The organism is Streptomyces mesophilus, assembly GCF_040300965.1.
In the GTDB taxonomy this organism is placed as follows: Bacteria; Actinomycetota; Actinomycetes; order Streptomycetales; family Streptomycetaceae; genus Streptomyces; species Streptomyces mesophilus_A.
Genome location: NZ_JBEPEW010000104.1, coordinates 1 through 17,915, shown reverse-complemented (window position 1 = coordinate 17,915; position 17,915 = coordinate 1). Strand labels below are relative to the sequence as shown.

Here is a 17,915-nt window from a genome sequence, read left to right as displayed (position 1 = left end):
GCCTGAAGGCATGACTTCCAGCGAACGAGCCGCCGCCCCCGCGCCCTTGGCCGAGCCGCTCCGGTGCGTCCTCCCGCGTACCGCCGGGACGCCGGCATGATCCCGCTCGGCCTGCGCGAGATCGCCGAGGTCGTCGGCGGGACCGTGGAGGGAGACGACACGGTGCGGGTGACCGCGCCGGCCACGCTCGACAGCCGGCAGGCCGACCCCGGCGGGCTGTTCGTCGCCTTCAGCGGCGAGAACGCAGACGGTCACGACTATGCCGCTTCGGCGGGCCGCGCCGGCGCGGTGGCCGTGCTCGGGTCGCGGGCCACGCCCCTGCCCACGGTCGTCGTCCAGGATGTCCAGGCCGCACTCCAGCGACTCGCCGCCCATGTCGTGGCCCGATTGCGCCCGTGCCTGACAGTGGTGGGCGTGACCGGTTCGCAGGGCAAGACGAGTACCAAGGACCTGATCGCAGCGGTGCTTTCGAGCGCCGCGCCGACCGTCGCCACCATCGGCTCGCTCAACAACGAGCTCGGCGTACCGCTCACCATGCTGCGCGCGGACGCGGACACCCGCTGTCTCGTCCTGGAGATGGGAGCCCGCCACGTCGGTGACATCGCCCACCTCACCGACCTGGTCGCGCCCGACATCGGCGTCGTACTGAACGTCGGGCAGGCCCACTTGGGCGAGTTCGGGTCCCGCGCCGCCATCGCCCGCGCCAAGGGCGAGATGGTGCGGGGGCTCGCACCCGGCGGCACCGCTGTCCTCAATGCCGACGATCCCCGGGTGGTCGCGATGCGTGCGCTCACCGAATGCCCGGTGCTGACCTTCGGCCGGGCGGAGCATGCCGACGTACGCATCCTCGATCCCGTTCTCGACGGGTCGGGCAGACCGTCGTGCACCCTGCGGACCGCCCACGCCTCGACTCCGTTGACCCTGCCGCTCGTCGGAGCCCACCAGACGCTGAACGCCTCGGCCGCCGCCGCGGTGGGTCTGGCAGCAGGCATCCCGCTCGCCGCGGCCGCCACGGCCCTTGCGACCGCCTCGCTCTCGAGTTGGCGCATGGAGCCGCGCCAACTCACCTGCGGAGCGACCCTTCTCAACGACTCCTACAACGCCAACCCCGACTCCACCCGCGCCGCCTTGGACGCCCTGGCCGCCATCGAGGGCGGGCGCCGCATCGCCGTACTCGGCGAGATGCTCGAACTCGGCGCCGCCGGCGCCTCGGAGCACCGGGCCATCGGGGAGTACGCCGCCTCCCGCGCCGACGTGGTGGCCGTCATCGGCGAGAGAGCCCGGCCGATTGCCGACGGAGCGGGGGAGCGGGCCGTGGTGTTGGCCGACAACGACGCCGCCGTCGACTGGCTGCGCGGCAGGCTCGCGGCCAAGGACGTGGTCCTGGTCAAGGCTTCCCGCGGAGCGCGCCTCGACGAAGTCGCCGCCGCCCTCGAGTAGTCCGGCAGGGCGGCGGCGACTTCGTCGGCGAGACTCGTTCGCGGGGCGGTGATCGGGGCTCAGCGCCCGCGTCGCCTCATATAGAGATCGAAGGCGCGGTACACCATCGGTCGCAACGGCAGATCCCACTCCCCGGCGTACCGCACTGCCTGACCACCTGTCCCGACCTTGAACTGGATCAGCCCGACATGCGGATCGTCGGCATCGAGGGTGGGCGTGATGCCGCGCAGATCGTAGACCTCGCAGCCCGCCGCCAGGGCGTCACGGATCATCGCCCACTGACAGGCGTTCGAGCCCCGCACTTCGCGCTTCGCGGTCGAGGAAGCGCCGTACAGGTACCAGGCGTGACCGCCGACGCGTACCAGGATCGTGGCCGCCACCAGATCGCCCTGGTGCCGGGCCTGATAGAGCTTGATCCGCTCGGGCGCCTCCGCGCTCAGCTCGGCGAACATGGTGGCGAAGTAGTGCAGCGGCCGGGGCGTGAACCGGTCGCGTTCGGCCGTGTGCATGTAGAGGTCGTGAAAGGCCTTGAGGTCCTCGCCGACGGTGCTGCCGCCGACCGTGACCTCGACCCCTTCCTTGGCGGCCTTCTTGATATTGCGGCGCCACTGCTGGTTCATACCGCGCAGCACGTCGTCCTCGGACCGGCCGGCCAGCGGCATCTCATACGTGAACTGCGGCTGCCCGGCCCCGAACCCGTCCTCCGGGCTCTGCGGCAGCCAGCCCGCATCCCGCAGCCGAGCGGTCAGGTGAGTCCCGACCGGATCGTCCGTCAGGCTCGCCATGTCCGTGAGCCGTGTGAAGCGAGGGTCGGCGATGCCCTCCTTGACCTGGGCGGCGCTCCACACCGCGGTACGCACCGGCGGTCCGAGACGTATCGCGAACGCGCCGTGTGCCTTCAGATGGACCGCCAGCGGGTCGAGCCACGCCTCGATCTCGCCGTTCCAGTCGATGACCGGTCCCTGTGGCAGATACGCCAGCGTGTAGCGGTCAAGCCGCGGCACCGGTCGGTGCAGCACGAGCCCGGCACCGACCAACTGCCCGCCGTCGAACCATCCGAGATACTCGCTGCGCCACTCGGTCTTGACCCGGCCCCATGCCGGCGTCTGCAGAAAACTGGCCGACGGCTGCGCGCGCACGAACGCCGCGTACTCGGCGGCCGTGATCGCCCATACGCTCAGCCCCGCACCCCCGGCCTCCCGCTGATGAGCAGTCCGGCTCACAGGCCCCTCACCTTCGCATCGGCGTGTTCCGTGGGGGCGTTCGACGGAGTCCGGGGCGCGGTGCGTGCTGGTTCGCTGTACGACATGCCCCCAGTCAAAGCAGCGTGATGTTGCCGGAGGGTATGCGGATTTCGATACGCCGACGATATGCGCCGATGCCGGCCGCGATGAGGCGGACAGTCCGCGAGAGGCCCGTGGGTTCTGTCGTCCGGGTGGGCGCATGGCGCGTCGATATGGCGTACGCGGCCGTGTCGTCCGTGGTGCCGGAGCGGTCCGGTCGGATAGACGGGGCGGATGATCAGAACTTTCCGGTTGTGGTGTGCGGCTCTCGCGCTGCTGGCTCTGGCGGGAGCGTGGTCGCCCGCGAGCGCGGGTCCGGCGGCGGAGGTATCGGCGGATCCCGTGCCGCGCGTACAACTCCGCAAGGCGGTGCAGCTGCTGGGGGTGATGTCCGCACATGGGACCGGCTTCGAGCGGGGCGCGTTCGGGCGCTGGACGGACGCCGATTTCGACGGCTGCGACACCCGTGCCGAGGTCCTTCGGGCGGAGGCGGTCGGCCCCGTGCAGGTCGATGAGGGATGCGTGATCGCATCCGGGCAGTGGTACTCGTGGTACGACGACCGGCCGGTGACGGGCGATCCGGCCCGACAGCTCGTCGTCGAGCACGTCGTGCCGCTCGAGGAGGCCTGGGCGTCGGGTGCGTACGCATGGGACGCGGCCGAGCGTGAGGCGTACGCGAACGATCTCGCCGCACAGACGACCCTGACCGCCGTCTCGGCGGAGACGCACAGCGAGAAGGCGGGCCGGGACCCGGCAGGCTGGCTGCCGCCTTATGAGGCCTCCCGCTGTGCGTACATCACGGACTGGGTGCTCACAAAGCTGCGCTGGGGCTTGACGGTTGACTTCCTGGAGGCGGTGAAGCTCACCGAGGTGGCACAGGGCTGCCCCAACGTGCCGGTGACGCTCAGGTCGCGCTGAGCGGTCAGGGCAGTGCGTCAGGCTGCGAACGCCGAGGCCCAGGGGGACGCGGGGTTCGGGACCAGGTCGGCCAGCGAGCCGAGGGGGATCACGCCACCGGGCCGCGTCGGTGCGTGGTCGCCGGAGTCCAGGGCGAGGCAGATCATTCCGGCCGCGAGGGCGGCGTCGGCGGCCGCCGGCCTCGGGGTGAACACCGCGCATGCGCCGGCCTCGGCGCCGAGCATGTCGGCGGCTGCCGCGTAGGAGCCGGGCTCGGTGACTCCGGTCAGCACGAGAGCGGGCGCGGGCAGCCCGGCTTGCGCGCAGCGGGCGTCCGCGTCGGCGAATCCGCGCTCCCGCTCGGTGAGAGCGCCCCACATGCGACCGATCAGGAGCGTGGCGAGCGCCGCACGCTCCGCGGTGCCGCACCGCGGGAGGTGGTCGATGTCGTTCAGGACGGTGTCGGCGTGGACCGTGAGGGTCGAGGTCATGGGTTGCCTTCCTTCGTACGCCTGGCGCGCGAGCCGTACCCGCTCCGAGGGGCGCCGAACCGGTGCCGCTGGTCTCATGCCTGCGTGCGCTGCTGCCTCGGCCCGGCGTCCTCGCAGGGGTGTTGCCGGTGGCCCTGGTCAGGGACTGCACCGCCGTCGGTATCGGCGAGTACGGGTTTGAGGAGTCCGGCGCGCTGTTGGTGGTCGCCGGTGAGCGGCATGGCATGGGCTCGGCACTTGTGGGCGGTACGGACCGGGCGCGGACGTTGGAGATCGGCCACGTGTGCGCCGATCCGCGGGGGCCCGTATGTGCGTGCGGGGCTCGGGGCTGTTTGGAGCTGTACATCGGCGGACCCGCACTGTGCGCCGCGCTCGGCGTCGCCCTGCAGCCCGACGGCAGTGACGACCAGGTCGAGGAAACCGTCCGCGCCGCACTTGCCGACCCTGCGAAGGCGGCTGCCGTGCAGGACCTCGGCGCCCATCTCGCCCGCGCCGTGACCAGCGTGGTGAACACGGTGGGTCCCGACGCGGTGGTCTTCACCGGGCTGCTCGGGCTGCTGGCTGCCGCCGTCCCGCAGAAGATCGACGCCGCGCTCCGGGACTCGGTGGTCGGCCGCGTGCGCGGAACCCGGTACCGCCTCGGTCGGAGACCTCACGCAGCGCTTGCCGGAGCAGCGGAGCTGGCGTTCGGCGGGCTCCTGTCGGACCCGTCGGCTTGGCAGGGCACGGAGGCCACTTGGCAGGGCACGGAGGCCACGCGGTAGCTGTCGCACGAGACTCCTCACCCGTGCGGCGGCACACGTACTGCGAATGGGGCCCTGCCGAAGGCGAGCTCCCTGGCTGCCGACTTGCATGAAGGCATCGGCGCAACGAAGCGCCTCGCCCCGGTATCCGAGGAGTCCCGTCATGCGCACCTCCCGCGCCCTCGCCGTATCCGTCCTCACCGCCGCGGCCGTGCTCGCGGCGGCCCCCGCCGCCTGGGCCGAGTCCGCGGACGTCACGCCCCGCACCGTCTCGCCCGGCGGCACGGTCACCGTCAACGTCGAGTGCGCGTTCACGCAGACCAGTCAGTCGCCGTCCACGATCACCGCCAACAGCCAGGCGTTCGCCTCGGGCACGGCCACACTGCATCTCGTCGGTTCTGGCGGCATGCCCGGTTCGGGTGGTCAGTATCAAGGCACCGCCCGTATCGCCCCCGCCACCAACTTCACCGGCTCCGGTCCCAACGGAGTCGGTGCCACGTCGCAGTGGGGCGTCGACGGGAACTGCCCCGGCGGCGGTCAGTGGTCGGCGTCCTTCACCGTGTCGCGCAACGCCACCCCCCACGGTGTCCACGGCGGCCTCGGCGGCAGCTTCGGCGAATCGGGCACCGCGATGATCACGGGCGGGCTCCTGGTCGCGGGTTCGCTCGGCGCCACGTACTGGGTGATCCGCCGCCGGGCGGCCGAAGGCTGAGCCTTCCACGGGCCGGAGACCGTCTTCCGGCGCCACCCCGAGGCCTGTGACCAGCGCCCTGTCCTGCGGAAACCGCCGGGCAGGGCGCTTTGCTACGCGTGAGTAGGGATCATGTAAGGAGACTGAGATACAGGTGCGTTTCACCTGTTACATCCCGTATGGATGGCTTTGACGTGAGGTGCGTAGCTTCGTAGATGTCGCCGGAGGGGAACCGGAACCGGGCGGCCATCACATCCTGAAACCGCGACCCGAAAGGGCCCCTTTTCACCATGCGTATGACCTCCCGCACCCTGCGTACCAGCATCATCGCCGCCACTGCCGCGACGGCCATCGGATTCGGCGCGTACACGGCCACCGGCGCCATGGCCGACCAGGCCGACACCGCCACCGCGGCCGGCACCGTCATCACCGAGACGGACGATACGCAGGTCTTCACCGCCGCCCCCTCCGACGCCGAGGCCACGGCCGGCGTCGAGGCCGCCGCCCACGGCAAGCGTGTCTTCACCAAGACGGTCAAGCTCGCCTCCAAGGGCCACACCGCCAAGGTGTACAAGCTCGGCAGGAACTGCTTCCAGGCCGACATCCTGTTCAACGGCAAGAAGATCGCCACGGTCAACGCCTTCGGCAAGACCGCCGACGCCAACCTGAACGGCCTGCACGTCAAGCTCACCAAGACCGGACAGATCAGCTCCTGGGTCGACCGTGCCAAGCCCAACCCGAAGCCCAAGCCCAAGCCGAACCCGGAAAAGCGTGAGCACGTCCGCAATGACACGCTCGCCGACGGCTCCATGGCCCGCGTCTACAAGCTGTCGGCCAACCACTGGCAGGCCGTCGTCTCCAGCGGCCCCGGCGCGGCGAGCATCGGCACCCTCGACGCCAACGGCCGCGCCGCTTCGGGTGAGAACAACGGTCTGCATGTCGTGCTGTCCCCCGACGGCCGGCTGACCTCCTGGCTCGACAACGCCGGTGCACCGCAGCCGGCTCCCGAGCCGAAGCCGGAGCCCACCCCCGAGCCGGACCCGGTCGACCCGCAGCCGGTTCCGGACGGTGACCAGCAGCCGAAGCCGCAGCCGGTCCCGGACAACGACCAGCAGCCGCAGCCGGACGCCGACACTGCGCCGAAGCCGCAGCCCGACGCCGACACTGCGCCGAAGCCGCAGCCCGACGCCGACGCCGCGCCGAAGCCGGACAAGAAGCCGGCCCCGGCTCCGGTCGCGCCCACGACCGACCCTGGCCAGGTCCAGCTCAACCCCGCGGCCTGACGCCTGACGTCTGACGTCTGACGCGTTACGCCAGACGTCGACTTTCACCGTGGCGAAGGGCCCGCCGGTCCGGGGACGCACCGGCGGGTCCTTCACCAGCCCGCGAACCAGCCCGAAAGGCCGTCCGCTCATGCCCGCCCGCGTGCGCATCCGAGCCCTGATCATCGTGGCCGGCGCCCTGGCCGCGACCGTCCTGCCCACGCTCCCCGCGTTCGCCACGCCTGCGCCCGCCCTCACGGACGGGGCGGCGACCACGCACATCAGTCCGCGCGAGGAGATCCAACCCGCCGCGAACATCGTCGGCAGGATCGCCCACCGCGGCGCCGAACGCGTCACCGGAAAACCCATCGGGCTCGTGCCCGAACAGGCGGCCTCGCTCCCTGCCCTCAAAGCGCCCCGCCACCCTGTCGACCCCTGCCCCTGACGGAGGCCTGCCATGCTGATCCCCCTGGTTCTGACCGCCGCGCTCGCGGGCACGGTCGCCTGCACCCCCACCCCCTCTGCTGCCCTGACCGTGACGCCGGCCACCGCGCGCCCCGGGCAAACGGTGACCATCACCCTGACCGGGTGCGCCGATCCGTCCATGGGCGGTCGGGCGGAAGGACAGCTCGTCGGTGACGGCACCACCGCGCACACGCCCATCGAGCCCGTGGACCTCACCCCCGTGAAGCCGGGCAGCCACACTCTGACCGGCACCACGGTCATCACCCCGGGCAGCGGCCACACCGTCTACGCCGTCTGCGCCAGTGACCCCGGCAATGTCACCGAGGTCGACCTGCACGGGAAGGCGTCCGGTGTCCCGCACGCCGACGCGTCCCGGCCGACGGAGCGTTCACGGCCGTCGTCGCCCAGAGGATGACGATGGCAACGAGGCCGGTGGCCCGTTGATCGAGCCGGTCAACCCGACGCCGCGGACGGCTGTCCGGGATCAGGGCCGGTCAACCCGCTGCCGGTGGACGGCCGTCCGGGATCCCGCCGCCGATGGACGGCCGCCCGGGATCCCGCCGCTGGTGGACGGCCGCCCGGGATCAGGGCCGATAATCCCGGCGGCGCGGACCATCGTCCGCAATGCTGAACGCCATGGACGAGGTCAAGGTCGTCGTCGCGCACTCCGAGCGTGCGACCCTGCGGGTCGGCGACGTGTTCCTGAAGGTGGACGCCGATCAGGCGCGTAGGGACGTCGAGGTCGAGGCGCTGGCTCTTGCGCCGGTACCGACCCCCGAGGTCCTGTGGCACAAGCCGCCGGTGCTCGCGATCGCGGCGCTCCCCGGAGCGGCGCTCGCCCACCTCGGCGAGCCGTCGACATCGTCGCCCGCGGCGTGGGCCGCCGCGGGCGCGACCCTCCGGGCCCTGCACGACGGGCCGTTGCCCCCATGGCCCGGCCGGGCCGGCAGAGGTGCCGACGAGTTGAGAGCGGCGCTGGCGGAAGAATCCGCATGGCTCGTCAGCAACGGCGTCCTGCCCGCCGACCTGGTCACCCGCAACCTGCAGGTCGCCGAGGCGGCACTGCGTCCATGGACTCCGGCGTTCACCCACGGAGACCTGCAGGTCGCCCATGTGTTCGTCGACGGCGACGAGGTCACCGGCATCATCGACTGGTCCGAGGCCGGCCAGGGTGATGCCCTGTACGACCTCGCCACCCTGGCGCTCGGACACAAGGAACACCTCGGCGACCTCGTCGACGGTTACGGACGTGACGTCGACCTCGACGTCATCCACGCGTGGTGGTCCTTGCGCAGCCTGCTGGCGATCCGCTGGCTGATCGAGCACGGCTTCGACCCGTTCACCCCGGGCTGCGAGGTCGATGTGCTGAGAGCGCGCATGTGAGGTCCCCGGGGGAGCGGCGGCGCGAGTGCCACCGCGCGGGCCGGCCCTCGCCCCGGGCTCAAAAGGGTCACCAGCGCGGCGAGGAGTGCGGGGTCCACTGCGGATCGACGAGGCGCATCCCGGCCTCGTCGTCGCGGTCGCGCATGCTGGGCCTGGCCAGCCAGCGCTCATGCAGTACGGCGAGGGCGTCTCGGTCGAGTTCGATGCCGAGGCCCGGGGTGTCGGTGACCTCGATACGGCCCTCGCGGAAGACGTGCGGCTCGGTGATGACGTCGTCGGTCTGCCAGGGGCGGTGGGTGTCGCAGGCGTAGTCGAGGTTGGGCACGGTTGCGGCGACCTGGGTCATGGCGGCGAGGCTGACGCCCAGGTGGGTGTTGGAGTGCATGGAGACGCCGACGCCGAACGCGCCGCAGATCGCGGCGAGTTCCTTCGTGGCGCGCAGGCCACCCCAGTAGTGGTGATCGGAGAGCACGACCTGCACGGCGTCCTTGGTGAAGGCCTCCGGGATCTCGCCGAGCCGCGTGACGCACATGTTCGTGGCGAGCGGCATACCGCTTGCTTCATGGACCTGTGCCATGCCTGGTGTCGAGGTGGTGGGGTCCTCCAAGTACTCCAGCACGCCGGTGAGTTCGGCGGCGACCTTCAGGCTGGTGTCGACGCTCCAGCCGCCGTTGGGGTCGAGCCGCAGCGGACTGTCGGGGAAGGCCTCGGCCAGGGCGCGGATCGCGGCGGCCTCCTCGTCTGGCGGGAACACGCCGCCCTTGAGCTTGAACGAGGTGAACCCGTGCTCGCGGTGGAAGCGTCGCGCCTGCTCGACGATGCCCGCCGGGTCGAGTGCGGCGCCCCAGTCGTCACGCGGGGCGTCGTCCTGCGGATGCTCGGCCCAGCGGTAGAAGAGGTAGCCGCTGTACTCCACGCTGTCGCGCACCTTGCCGCCGAGCAGCGCATGGACGGGCAGCCCCGTCGCCTTGCCGAGGGCGTCGAGCATGGCCACCTCGAAGGCCGAGATCACGCTGAGCCGCAGCTTGCCGGCGTCCGGCGCGCCGCGGAATCCCGCCGCGTCCGTGGGGGAGCTGAGCGCGCCCGCGTCGACGTCCGCGGCGCCGGAGGCCATCGCGGGCAGCCGATTGGTCTCGGTGGTACGTCGTCCCACCAGGGCCGGGCCCAGCTGCCGGGCGATCTCCAGATAGGTGGTGTCGCCCAGCGTCTCGCCGACGCCGACGATCCCTCCCTCGGTCTCCACCTCGACGATGAGGCGGGGAACGTAGGGCTGGTGGACGCCCTGCACGTTGAGCAGCGGAGGATCGGCGATCAGGACCGGCGTCAGGCGGACGTCGGTGATCGTCGTATCGGCTGCGGAGGTGCGGTGCCCGATCTCGGCTGCGGACGTGCGGTGCCCGGTCATGCGGTCGCCTTTCGATGCGTACGGGAGGGCAGGAGCCGGAGCCGGACGGGCATGTGGTGGTCGGTGCTCTGCGAAGACATGCCGTCTCTCTATGTGAACAGCGTTCCCGTATGGGGACCGACCGTAGGGAGGGAATCACCGAGTCGTCAAGGGTCGGCAGCCGGTCGGATCGCACGCAAGTGCAGTTCGGCGCGCATGCGTTGAACCGCAAGCGGATGGCTGCAGGCTCGACCAGTCCCGCGATGACGGGCGGTCGGCACTGTCAGGCAGCGGGCGCGGGCCCGGGCCGGTACCGGAGCCAGACGAGGCCGTCGTCGAATGTCCGGCTCTCGATGAGTTCGAGCGGTCGGGCTGAAGTGAGAGCTGATCCGTGCCAGAGATGGGGAGTCGGCGCACCACTGACGCAGGGATGGATGAGCAGGCTCACCTCGTCCAGGAGGCCGGCCTGCCAGAGGGCGCCGGTGAGGGAGCCGCCGCTGTCCACGCGTACGACCTCTGCTCCGTGCCGTCGTCCCAGTGCGCCGATCGCCTCCGCGAGATCGACGCGTTCGGTCCCGGTGACCAGTTCCGGCACGGTGGAGTTGGCGGGGCGTGGCGGGGTGGACTCTGCGTACAGGGCGATGACGTCCGACCAGTGCCCGACGTCGCGCAGGGCCTCCCACTGGCGGATGCGGCCTTTGCCGTCCACGACGGCGAGTAGCGGCCCGTGCGCGGCGGGCCCGGGGCGGGGCGCTGTGGCGAGGGCCTGTTCCTGGGCGAGGATCGTGTCGGCGCCGGCCAGCGTGATGTCCTCGTGCCAGGTGGCGGCCAGTTCGTAATAGCGCTCCACATCAGGCGTGAAGCCCGTGGTCGCACCGTCGAGGGAGACGGCGGTGTGCGCCACCACGTACGGACGGTGTGAGTCGCGGGACGTGTCCGTCTGCATGTTTCCAGCGTAGAACTCGCCACCGACATCGACCTGTACGGGTTTCGGGGCGGACGTGTCGTACGGCGCAGGCCCTCCGGTCAGGAGGTGAGGTGGGCGTAGACGACGACGTTGCCGCGGTATCGGCCGCGGTGCTTGTCGTAGCCCCCGCCGCAGGTGATCACGCGGAGTTCGGCGCGGTCGCTGTCGGCGTACACCTTGTCGTCGGGGAAGTCCTCGGCGTCGTACACCTCGATGGCATCGATCGTGAAATGCGCCGTGCGCCGATCGGAGCGGGAGACGTCGATCCGCATGCCCTTCTTGAGCGCACCGAGGTGGTAGAAGACGGCGGGCCCGGTCGGGATGTCGACATGTCCGGCGATGATCGCGGTGCCCCTCGAGCCGGGGGCGACGCCGTCGCCGTACCAGCCGGCGAGGTTGCTGTCGTTCTCCGGCGGGGAGGCCAGGCGCCCGTCCGGCTCCAAGTCCAGGTCCATGAGCGGGGCGTTCACGCCGATGGCCCCGATCCGCACGCGGGTCGGGGCCGCGGAGGGCAGTTCCGCGAGCGGCTTCGCCGTCCGGTCGGTCCCGGCCTCGAAGGCCTGGCCCAGGCCGGGCTGTGGCGGTGGCCCGGTGATGCCTTGCTCGGTGACGGCGACGGAGAACAGGACGAGCGCCGCACCGGTCAGCAGGAGCGAGGAGAGACTACGCGCCACGCGGCCACCCGTGTGCGGCTCCCGGCGGTGATGAACGGTGCGCATGACGGCGTCCCTGTGCGCTCGAGGGCCGGTATGCGCACGCGGTGTGGGCATGCGCATACCGGCCGGGGGAGAGGGTCAGTTCCCGCCGCGTGCCGCACGGCGGCGGCCGAGGAACGCGCCGGCGCCGATCGCGGCCACGGCACCACCCAGCACGGCGTACGAGGCGGTGTCACCGCCGCCACTGGTGGAGCCGACGCCGGTGTGCACGGCACCGCTGGGCTTCTTGCCGCTCGGGTTCATGGCCGTGTCACCGCAGATCCGCTGCGCCTCGGACGCTGCCGAGTCGGCCTTCTGCTTGAGCTGGTCGACGTTGTCCCGCTCGGCCTGACCGGGGTGGCCGCCGTTGTCGACGGTCTTCTGATAGTCGGCGAGGGCGGCCTTGTAGTCGGACTCCGCCTGCATCGCGGCCGAGGTGGCCGGGTCGCACTGGGTGTCGGACGCGGACGCCATCGGAGCGGCGAACAGAAGGGCGGTCGAGGCGAGGACGGTGCCGGTGGCTATCTTCAGCGAACGCATCAAGGAGGTCCCTCCATCGGTGGCGGCCGCGACACCGTTGTGCCGCAACGAGCGAAAGCCGCTGCCGTTGCCACGAGCAGACCCGCGCCGGCTGCTCGCTGCATGTTGGGGCAAAGGAGGAGGCGGCTCGGCGCGGCGGTCGGGCGTTCCCCGACTCGGGCAGCCGGCCTGGTCGCAGGCCTGGAGTGCCGCCAACTGGTTGAAATGCCGGCGCATTCCACTGAATGGCGTTGGTCGACTACCACTGAGTGGCGTCCGTCGACTGCCGACGGGTCCGGCCAGGCGACGGTGCCGCGTGCATGGAGCGCGCGTGCGCCTGATCGAGCCGGAGTGCGACAACTCCGCACCGTCAATTGCTCTGCGTAATCAATCTGTTGGCCGCCCGTCTGCGAGGTTCCCGCATATTCGCTGGTGGGCGGGGCATGTGTTGAGCTGAGCTCTGCCAGGAGTTGACTACGCAAGGTGATCGCCTGCGCCGAACCGGCAGATCCCGGAGTCATTTGCTCCAGTTGTGGTGAGAAGGGGAACATTGTGGCCGACCGGTGTCAGGATGGACGTGCGGCCGGCCATGTACGCCGGCCGCACGCCGCAGGCGTACATGCCGCAACTCCCCATCACGGCAAGCGCCATGTGGCAGACGACTGGCTGCCAGCTCAGTCGGTGGAGCTGGAAGTGGTCGCCCCTTGGCGGGAGTTGAGAGCGACCCGAAGCGGGCCCTTGCGCGCCGTCCCGGCGCGATCAGGGGCTCGCCTTCGCAGCGCACGTTCCGGCGCGACTGACCAGCCTCGGAGCCCTTGCGCTGGCCCGCCGCAGCGGCGAGATCATCCACACGAGTGGTGAAGGTCTTGTGTGCGCTCGCGGTGGCACCGTATTTTCCGCGCGTGACAGAAACGGAACCCGGTACGGGCCCACAGGCCACGATCCTGGTGGTCGATGACCATGAGCCCAATCGGTTCGCCGTCGGCAGCGTGCTGCGCCGGGCCGGGTATGCAGTGGTGGAGGCGGCTTCGGGCCCCGAGGCGTTGAGGGTCTTACACCGCTCCGATCCCGTGCCGGACATGGCGATCATCGACGTACGGCTGCCCGAGGTGAGCGGCTTCGAACTGGCCCGGCAGATGGCCGCCGATCCCAAACTGCCCCGCATCCCGGTCGTCCATGTCTCGGCGGAAGCCAACGACACACGTGACCGCGTCCAGGGTCTTGAAGCGGGAGGCAGCGCCTATCTCGCTTCCCCGGTCGCACCGGAGGAGCTGCTGGCCACCGTCTCCATGGTGCTGCTCGCGGCGCGCGAGGCGAAAGTCGCGCGGGATGAACGGCGGTTCGCCTTCGAGCTGCAGCACGCGTTCCTGCCCCTGCCCCAGAAGCTGGCCTCCTTGGGGGGCATCGACCTTGCCGTCGGCTATGTGCCGGCGATGGACCGCTCGGAACTCGGCGGGGACTTCTACGCGGCCTTCGCCGTCGAGCGCGGGGTGCTGCTGGCCGTGGGCGACGTGGCCGGGCACTCCCTGGCCGCGGCCACGGTCATGGTGGAACTGCGGCACGTGCTGCGCGCCTACGCCCTCGAAGGCCACGAGCCGCACCACATCCTCCAGTTGATGGACCGCCTGCTCGCGCACTTCCACCCCGAGCTCACCGCGACCATGTGCCTGGTCGTCCTCGATCCGGTCACCGGTGCCATGGACATCGCCAACGCCGGGCACCTCCCGCCCCTGGTCGTCCCGCCGGACGGTCAAGCGGAGTATCTGCCCGTCCACGGGCCGCTGTTGGGCCTGAACCTGGACCACAAACCCGCCACCTCGGCCCGCCTCGAGCCCGGGCAGGTGCTGCTGATGGTCACCGACGGCCTGATCGAGCGGCCCCGCGTCGACCTCGCCGACTCCCTGGAAGACCTGCGCGAGCGCGCCACCCGCACGGCCTGCACCCCGGACACCTTGCGCGACGCCCTGCTGCAGCACTACAGCAGGGACACCGACGACGACATCGCCTTGCTCGCCGTACGCCGGCGTCCCGCCGAATCCTCCTGAGTCCCCTGACCTGCGGCCCGGCGCCGGTCAGCTCAGCAGATGCCCCACCATGTCCGCGAACTCGTCCGGCGTGGCGAGCCGGATGCCGAGCTCCTCCGCCTTGGTCCGCTTGGAGCCCGCGCCCTCGCCGGCCACCACCAGGGAGGTGCGCTTGGAGACGCTGGAGGAGGACTTGCCGCCCGCGCGCTCCACGAGCTCGTTCATCTGGTTGCGGCTGAGGGATTCCAGCGCGCCCGTCATCGCTCCGGTGACGACGACGGTCATGCCGTCCAGAGGGCCGGCTTCGGACTCGGCGGCCGCCGAGTCCGGCGCTGCCGCGCCTGGCTCGGTCATGTTCACACCGGCGGCCACCAGCTTGTCGATCACCGGGGCGAGTTCCACGAGCTCGGCGACGATCACCGGTGACTTCTCCGGACCGATGCCCTCGACGCTCTGGATCGCCTCCTCGTCGGCGCCGCGGATCGCGTCCATGGTGGCGAAGTGCCGGGCGATACGCCGGGACATGGACCGGCCGGTGCCGCGCACCCCGAGCGCGCACAGGACGCGCGACAACGGCTGCGCCTTGGCCCGCTCGATCGCCGCGAGGAGGTTGTCGGTGCTGGTCGGACCCATCCGCTCGAGCCCGAGCAGCTGGTCACGGGTGAGCGTGAACAGGTCCGCGAGATCGGCGACGAGCTCCGCCTCGACCAGCTGCACGATGCGTGAGGCGCCCAGGCCCTCGATGTCGAACTGGTCGCGCCCGGCCGCGTAACTCAGCGAAGCGACCAGATGGCAGTTGCGGCCGCGCTCGCAGCGCCAACGCTGCTCGCTGGTGTCGATGCCGGAACCGCACTGCGGGCACACCTCGGGGAACTCGATGGGCCGCTCCTCACCGGTCCGCAGATGGGCGACCGGCGCCTCGATGCGCGGGATGATGTCGCCCGCCTTGTAGACCATGACCTGGTCGCCGATGCGCAGATCGCGACGGGTGATGTCGGCCGGGTTGTGCAACGTGGCATACGTGACGGTGGAGCCGTCGATCTCGACCGGCTCCAGCTCGGCGCGGGGCGCGATGACGCCGGTGCGCCCCACGTTCCACTCGACGCCGACGAGCCGGGTGATCTTCTCGACGGCCGGCAGCTTGTAGGCGATCGCCCAGCGTGGCGCCCGCGTGCCGAACCCCGCGTCCTGCTGGTCGGCCGCGAGGTCGGCCTTGATGACGATGCCGTCGATGCCGAAGGGCAGCTCGGCACGGAGAGCACCGATCTCCTCGATACGCCGCTGCACCTGCTCGACCGTGGTGACCGCGCGGCCCGGCACCTCGGTGGCATCGGCCGTGTGCACACCGAGCGCGGCGACACGGGCCATGAGCTCGCTGTGGGGGAGCGTGCGGAGCTCCTCGGCAAGCGGCTCGTCGGTGTCCGGGGTGGGAATCGCGCCGTATCCGAAGAACAGCATCCGGACCTTGTACGGGCGGTCCTTGGCCCGCAAGCTGCCGGCCGAAGCGCTCCGGGCGTTGGCGAAGGGCTCGCCGCCGTGCGCGGTCCGCACCTCGTTGGCCTCTTCGAACTGGGCGGTCGTCATGAGGACCTCGCCGCGCAGCTCCATGGTGTACGGCTGCGCGAGCTGCGCCGGCAGGCCCTCGATGCTGTCGATCCCGTGCGAGACGTCCTCGCCCGCGGTGCCGTCGCCACGGGTGATCAGGCGGGTCAGCCGGCCGTCGGCATAGCGCGCGGCGATCGCGAGCCCGTCGAGCTTGGGCTCCACGCTCCACTGCTCGACGGGCCGCCCGATGCGGCGCTCCAGGGATGCGGCCCAGCTGCTGAGCTGCTCGGCCGAGAAGACGTTGTCGAGCGACAGCATCGGCACCGTGTGCGGCACATCCCCGAGCGCGGCACCGCCCGCGACCTTTCCGGTCGGTGAGCCGGGGAGCACCTCGCCCGGGTGCTCCTTCTCGTACGCCTCGATGCCCCGGACCAGGCGGTCGTAGCTGTCGTCGTCCAGGGCGCTGTCGCCGCCCGCGTAGTACGCGGCGGCGGCCTTCGTCGCGGTCTCGACCGCTTCGGCGTAGGCGGCGGCGTCAACGAGTACGGCAGAAGTCGTCGTCATGGTCCCCATCTTCGCGCCCCCCACTGACAATCCGGAGCGTTGGACTCCGGTCCGGCGCCGACGCCCAGGTGCGTCGGGCATCGGGTCGGGCCGTCGTCGAGCCTGCGCCTTCCCGCACGTCCGCGCCATGGGTTGCGGGTCTTCCGTCTCGGAAATGAGGGACTTTCGGCTGGTGCAGCAGGTGAGAAAGGTCCCGGTATGGGCGCTTGTGACTGCGGAACGACTCTCCCGCCGTAGGAATCGGGTCGCGAGTGAGGAGAGGGCATGGGGAGAGCCACCCGACGGATCGATCAGAGGCAGCCGAGCCGCCGGCGCACGGTGCCGGCCGCGGGGAGGTGTGAGGCAGTTGGTTCCGCCGTTGACGCCCGTTGAGTCGTCCATGCCGAAACAGGAGGGAAGGAGGAACAAGGCGATGAGCGGTGGCCGGCTCGGCGTGCGTCGAACTGTCGAAAGGACGCCGACAGCGCAGGCAGCGGATATCCGGCTGCCGCCGGGGATCGACCGGGCCGACCAGGTCGCGCCGAGGGACGCGCGGGAACTGACGAAGCTGTTCTTCGAGCAGCTGAACCAGCTCGAGGCCGGCTCGCCCGAGCACGAGTACGCGCGCAACACCCTGATCGAGATGAACATCTCCCTGGTGCACTACGTCGCGGGCCGTTACCGCAACCACGGCAACGGGCAGCTCGAGGACATCGTCCAGGTCGGGACCGTGGCGTTGATCAAAGCCATCGACCGGTTCGATGTGCGCCGGGGCGTCGAGTTCATCTCGTTCGCCGTCCCGTGGATCCTCGGCGAGATCAAGCGCTACTTCCGTGACACCAGCTGGGCCGTGCACGTGCCGCGCAGGCTCCAGGAACTCCGCATCGACCTGACGAAGTCCAGGGAGCGCATGGCGGCCGAACTCGGCCGCGACCCCACCGTCAGGGAACTCGCCGAGGACCTGGGCGTCACCGAGGAGGACGCGGTGGAAGGCATCGTGGCCGCCAACGGCTACGTGGCCGAATCCCTCGACACCCCGGAGGACTCCGGCGACGGCGGCAGAGACAGCGGCCGTCCTCTCGCCGACATCGTCGGCGCATCCGACCCGTCCTTCGAGACCTTCGAACACCTCCATGCACTGGCTCCTCTCCTCGCCGAACTCGACGACCGCGAACGCCGCATCATCGAGATGCGCTTCGGCCAGGAGATGACCCAGTCCGAGATAGGCGCCGCCCTGGGCATCTCGCAGATGCATGTGTCCCGCCTCCTCTCGAAGACCCTGGCGCGCCTGCGCCGCGGGTTGCTCATCGAGGAGTGACGGGACGGACGAGGAGTGCAGGGGACAGGGGGCCGGAAGTCCTCGCCCGCGGGACCTTGGTCCCGGTGAGGGCGCTCCTGTCGGGGTACTGAAGCCCGGCTCGGCCGGGGAGGCCGGCGAACCGGCGAGGGAGGGAGTCCATTCCATGCGGACGATCAGGCGCGTGAGGCGTCTGCTGTACGTGGCGGTGTGCCTGCCGGGAGGACGACGGCAGTGTCCTTCGGACAGAGCACCGGGGCGCGGTGACCGAGGCCCTCACCTCGGT

Annotated in this window: 17 protein-coding genes; 10 read left to right on the top strand and 7 right to left on the bottom strand. The window is 70.9% G+C overall.

Annotated elements, in window-relative coordinates:
- The first annotated feature begins 96 nt into the window (after positions 1 to 96).
- Positions 97 to 1,440 carry a UDP-N-acetylmuramoyl-tripeptide--D-alanyl-D-alanine ligase gene (locus tag ABT367_RS29030; protein WP_352256246.1) on the top strand — a complete coding sequence of 448 codons (1,344 nt, stop codon included), beginning with the start codon at positions 97 to 99 and terminating at the stop codon, positions 1,438 to 1,440.
- A 59-nt stretch (positions 1,441 to 1,499) separates the two neighbouring features.
- Here ABT367_RS29030 and ABT367_RS29025 read toward each other — a convergent pair whose 3' ends face one another.
- Positions 1,500 to 2,663 carry a lipid II:glycine glycyltransferase FemX gene (locus ABT367_RS29025; protein ID WP_352256245.1) on the bottom strand — a complete coding sequence of 388 codons (1,164 nt, stop codon included), beginning with the start codon at positions 2,661 to 2,663 and terminating at the stop codon, positions 1,500 to 1,502.
- A 294-nt stretch (positions 2,664 to 2,957) separates the two neighbouring features.
- Between ABT367_RS29025 and ABT367_RS29020 the strand changes: the two genes are divergently transcribed.
- A complete protein-coding gene (locus tag ABT367_RS29020; protein WP_352256244.1) occupies positions 2,958 to 3,641 on the top strand; it encodes an HNH endonuclease family protein in 684 nt (227 codons plus the stop codon).
- A gap of 17 nt (positions 3,642 to 3,658) precedes the next feature.
- Here ABT367_RS29020 and ABT367_RS29015 read toward each other — a convergent pair whose 3' ends face one another.
- A complete protein-coding gene (locus tag ABT367_RS29015; protein WP_352256243.1) occupies positions 3,659 to 4,111 on the bottom strand; it encodes a hypothetical protein in 453 nt (150 codons plus the stop codon).
- A gap of 62 nt (positions 4,112 to 4,173) precedes the next feature.
- Between ABT367_RS29015 and ABT367_RS29010 the strand changes: the two genes are divergently transcribed.
- The 6 genes from ABT367_RS29010 to ABT367_RS28985 all read left to right on the top strand — a co-directional run bounded on the left by ABT367_RS29010 (position 4,174) and on the right by ABT367_RS28985 (position 8,655).
- Complete coding sequence (locus tag ABT367_RS29010) at positions 4,174 to 4,875, top strand: ROK family protein (RefSeq protein WP_352256242.1); 702 nt, start codon at positions 4,174 to 4,176, stop codon at positions 4,873 to 4,875.
- A 142-nt stretch (positions 4,876 to 5,017) separates the two neighbouring features.
- The gene (locus ABT367_RS29005; protein WP_352256241.1) at positions 5,018 to 5,566 is read left to right on the top strand and encodes a hypothetical protein; all 549 of its coding nucleotides are present in this window, start codon (positions 5,018 to 5,020) and stop codon (positions 5,564 to 5,566) included.
- Positions 5,567 to 5,841: 275 nt separating this feature from the next.
- A complete protein-coding gene (locus ABT367_RS29000; protein WP_352256240.1) occupies positions 5,842 to 6,828 on the top strand; it encodes a hypothetical protein in 987 nt (328 codons plus the stop codon).
- Positions 6,829 to 6,970: 142 nt separating this feature from the next.
- Positions 6,971 to 7,252 (top strand): hypothetical protein, encoded by a 282-nt coding sequence (locus ABT367_RS28995; RefSeq protein ID WP_352256239.1) that lies wholly within the window; start codon positions 6,971 to 6,973, stop codon positions 7,250 to 7,252.
- 12 nt (positions 7,253 to 7,264) lie between these two features.
- Entirely contained in the window at positions 7,265 to 7,687 is a 423-nt protein-coding gene (locus ABT367_RS28990; protein WP_352256238.1) for a hypothetical protein, read from the top strand.
- A gap of 221 nt (positions 7,688 to 7,908) precedes the next feature.
- Positions 7,909 to 8,655 (top strand): phosphotransferase, encoded by a 747-nt coding sequence (locus ABT367_RS28985; RefSeq protein ID WP_352256260.1) that lies wholly within the window; start codon positions 7,909 to 7,911, stop codon positions 8,653 to 8,655.
- A 67-nt stretch (positions 8,656 to 8,722) separates the two neighbouring features.
- Here ABT367_RS28985 and ABT367_RS28980 read toward each other — a convergent pair whose 3' ends face one another.
- The 4 genes from ABT367_RS28980 to ABT367_RS28965 form a co-directional block, all read right to left on the bottom strand.
- Entirely contained in the window at positions 8,723 to 10,060 is a 1,338-nt protein-coding gene (locus ABT367_RS28980) for an enolase C-terminal domain-like protein (protein WP_352256237.1), read from the bottom strand.
- Positions 10,061 to 10,322: 262 nt separating this feature from the next.
- The gene (locus ABT367_RS28975; protein ID WP_352256236.1) at positions 10,323 to 10,985 is read right to left on the bottom strand and encodes a RibD family protein; all 663 of its coding nucleotides are present in this window, start codon (positions 10,983 to 10,985) and stop codon (positions 10,323 to 10,325) included.
- 80 nt (positions 10,986 to 11,065) lie between these two features.
- Positions 11,066 to 11,680 (bottom strand): class F sortase, encoded by a 615-nt coding sequence (locus tag ABT367_RS28970; protein WP_352256235.1) that lies wholly within the window; start codon positions 11,678 to 11,680, stop codon positions 11,066 to 11,068.
- 120 nt (positions 11,681 to 11,800) lie between these two features.
- Entirely contained in the window at positions 11,801 to 12,241 is a 441-nt protein-coding gene (locus ABT367_RS28965; protein ID WP_352256234.1) for a hypothetical protein, read from the bottom strand.
- Positions 12,242 to 13,122: 881 nt separating this feature from the next.
- On the opposite strand from ABT367_RS28965, the gene ABT367_RS28960 reads away from it, so the two are divergent.
- Positions 13,123 to 14,265, top strand: a complete 1,143-nt coding sequence (locus ABT367_RS28960) for a PP2C family protein-serine/threonine phosphatase (protein ID WP_352256233.1) — start codon at positions 13,123 to 13,125, stop codon at positions 14,263 to 14,265.
- A gap of 27 nt (positions 14,266 to 14,292) precedes the next feature.
- Here the strand turns inward: ABT367_RS28960 and ligA are convergent, their stop codons facing one another.
- Positions 14,293 to 16,353: an NAD-dependent DNA ligase LigA gene (gene ligA / locus ABT367_RS28955; RefSeq protein ID WP_434975563.1), complete on the bottom strand. Its 2,061-nt coding sequence runs from the start codon at positions 16,351 to 16,353 to the stop codon at positions 14,293 to 14,295.
- 412 nt (positions 16,354 to 16,765) lie between these two features.
- Between ligA and ABT367_RS28950 the strand changes: the two genes are divergently transcribed.
- A complete protein-coding gene (locus ABT367_RS28950) occupies positions 16,766 to 17,650 on the top strand; it encodes a SigB/SigF/SigG family RNA polymerase sigma factor (protein WP_352256231.1) in 885 nt (294 codons plus the stop codon).
- Positions 17,651 to 17,915 lie beyond the last annotated feature (265 nt).

Bases quoted from the DNA above. Each gene is read 5' to 3' on its own strand.
- ABT367_RS29030 (WP_352256246.1), top strand. From the start codon at position 97: ATGATCCCGCTCGGCCTGCGCGAGATCGCCGAGGTCGTCGGCGGGACC.
- ABT367_RS29020 (WP_352256244.1), top strand. From the start codon at position 2,958: ATGATCAGAACTTTCCGGTTGTGGTGTGCGGCTCTCGCGCTGCTGGCT.
- ABT367_RS29015 (WP_352256243.1), bottom strand. From the start codon at position 4,111: ATGACCTCGACCCTCACGGTCCACGCCGACACCGTCCTGAACGACATC.
- ABT367_RS29005 (WP_352256241.1), top strand. From the start codon at position 5,018: ATGCGCACCTCCCGCGCCCTCGCCGTATCCGTCCTCACCGCCGCGGCC.
- ABT367_RS29000 (WP_352256240.1), top strand. From the start codon at position 5,842: ATGACCTCCCGCACCCTGCGTACCAGCATCATCGCCGCCACTGCCGCG.
- ABT367_RS28990 (WP_352256238.1), top strand. From the start codon at position 7,265: ATGCTGATCCCCCTGGTTCTGACCGCCGCGCTCGCGGGCACGGTCGCC.
- ABT367_RS28985 (WP_352256260.1), top strand. From the start codon at position 7,909: ATGGACGAGGTCAAGGTCGTCGTCGCGCACTCCGAGCGTGCGACCCTG.
- ABT367_RS28980 (WP_352256237.1), bottom strand. From the start codon at position 10,060: ATGACCGGGCACCGCACGTCCGCAGCCGAGATCGGGCACCGCACCTCC.
- ABT367_RS28975 (WP_352256236.1), bottom strand. From the start codon at position 10,985: ATGCAGACGGACACGTCCCGCGACTCACACCGTCCGTACGTGGTGGCG.
- ABT367_RS28965 (WP_352256234.1), bottom strand. From the start codon at position 12,241: ATGCGTTCGCTGAAGATAGCCACCGGCACCGTCCTCGCCTCGACCGCC.
- ligA (WP_434975563.1), bottom strand. From the start codon at position 16,353: ATGACGACGACTTCTGCCGTACTCGTTGACGCCGCCGCCTACGCCGAA.
- ABT367_RS28950 (WP_352256231.1), top strand. From the start codon at position 16,766: ATGAGCGGTGGCCGGCTCGGCGTGCGTCGAACTGTCGAAAGGACGCCG.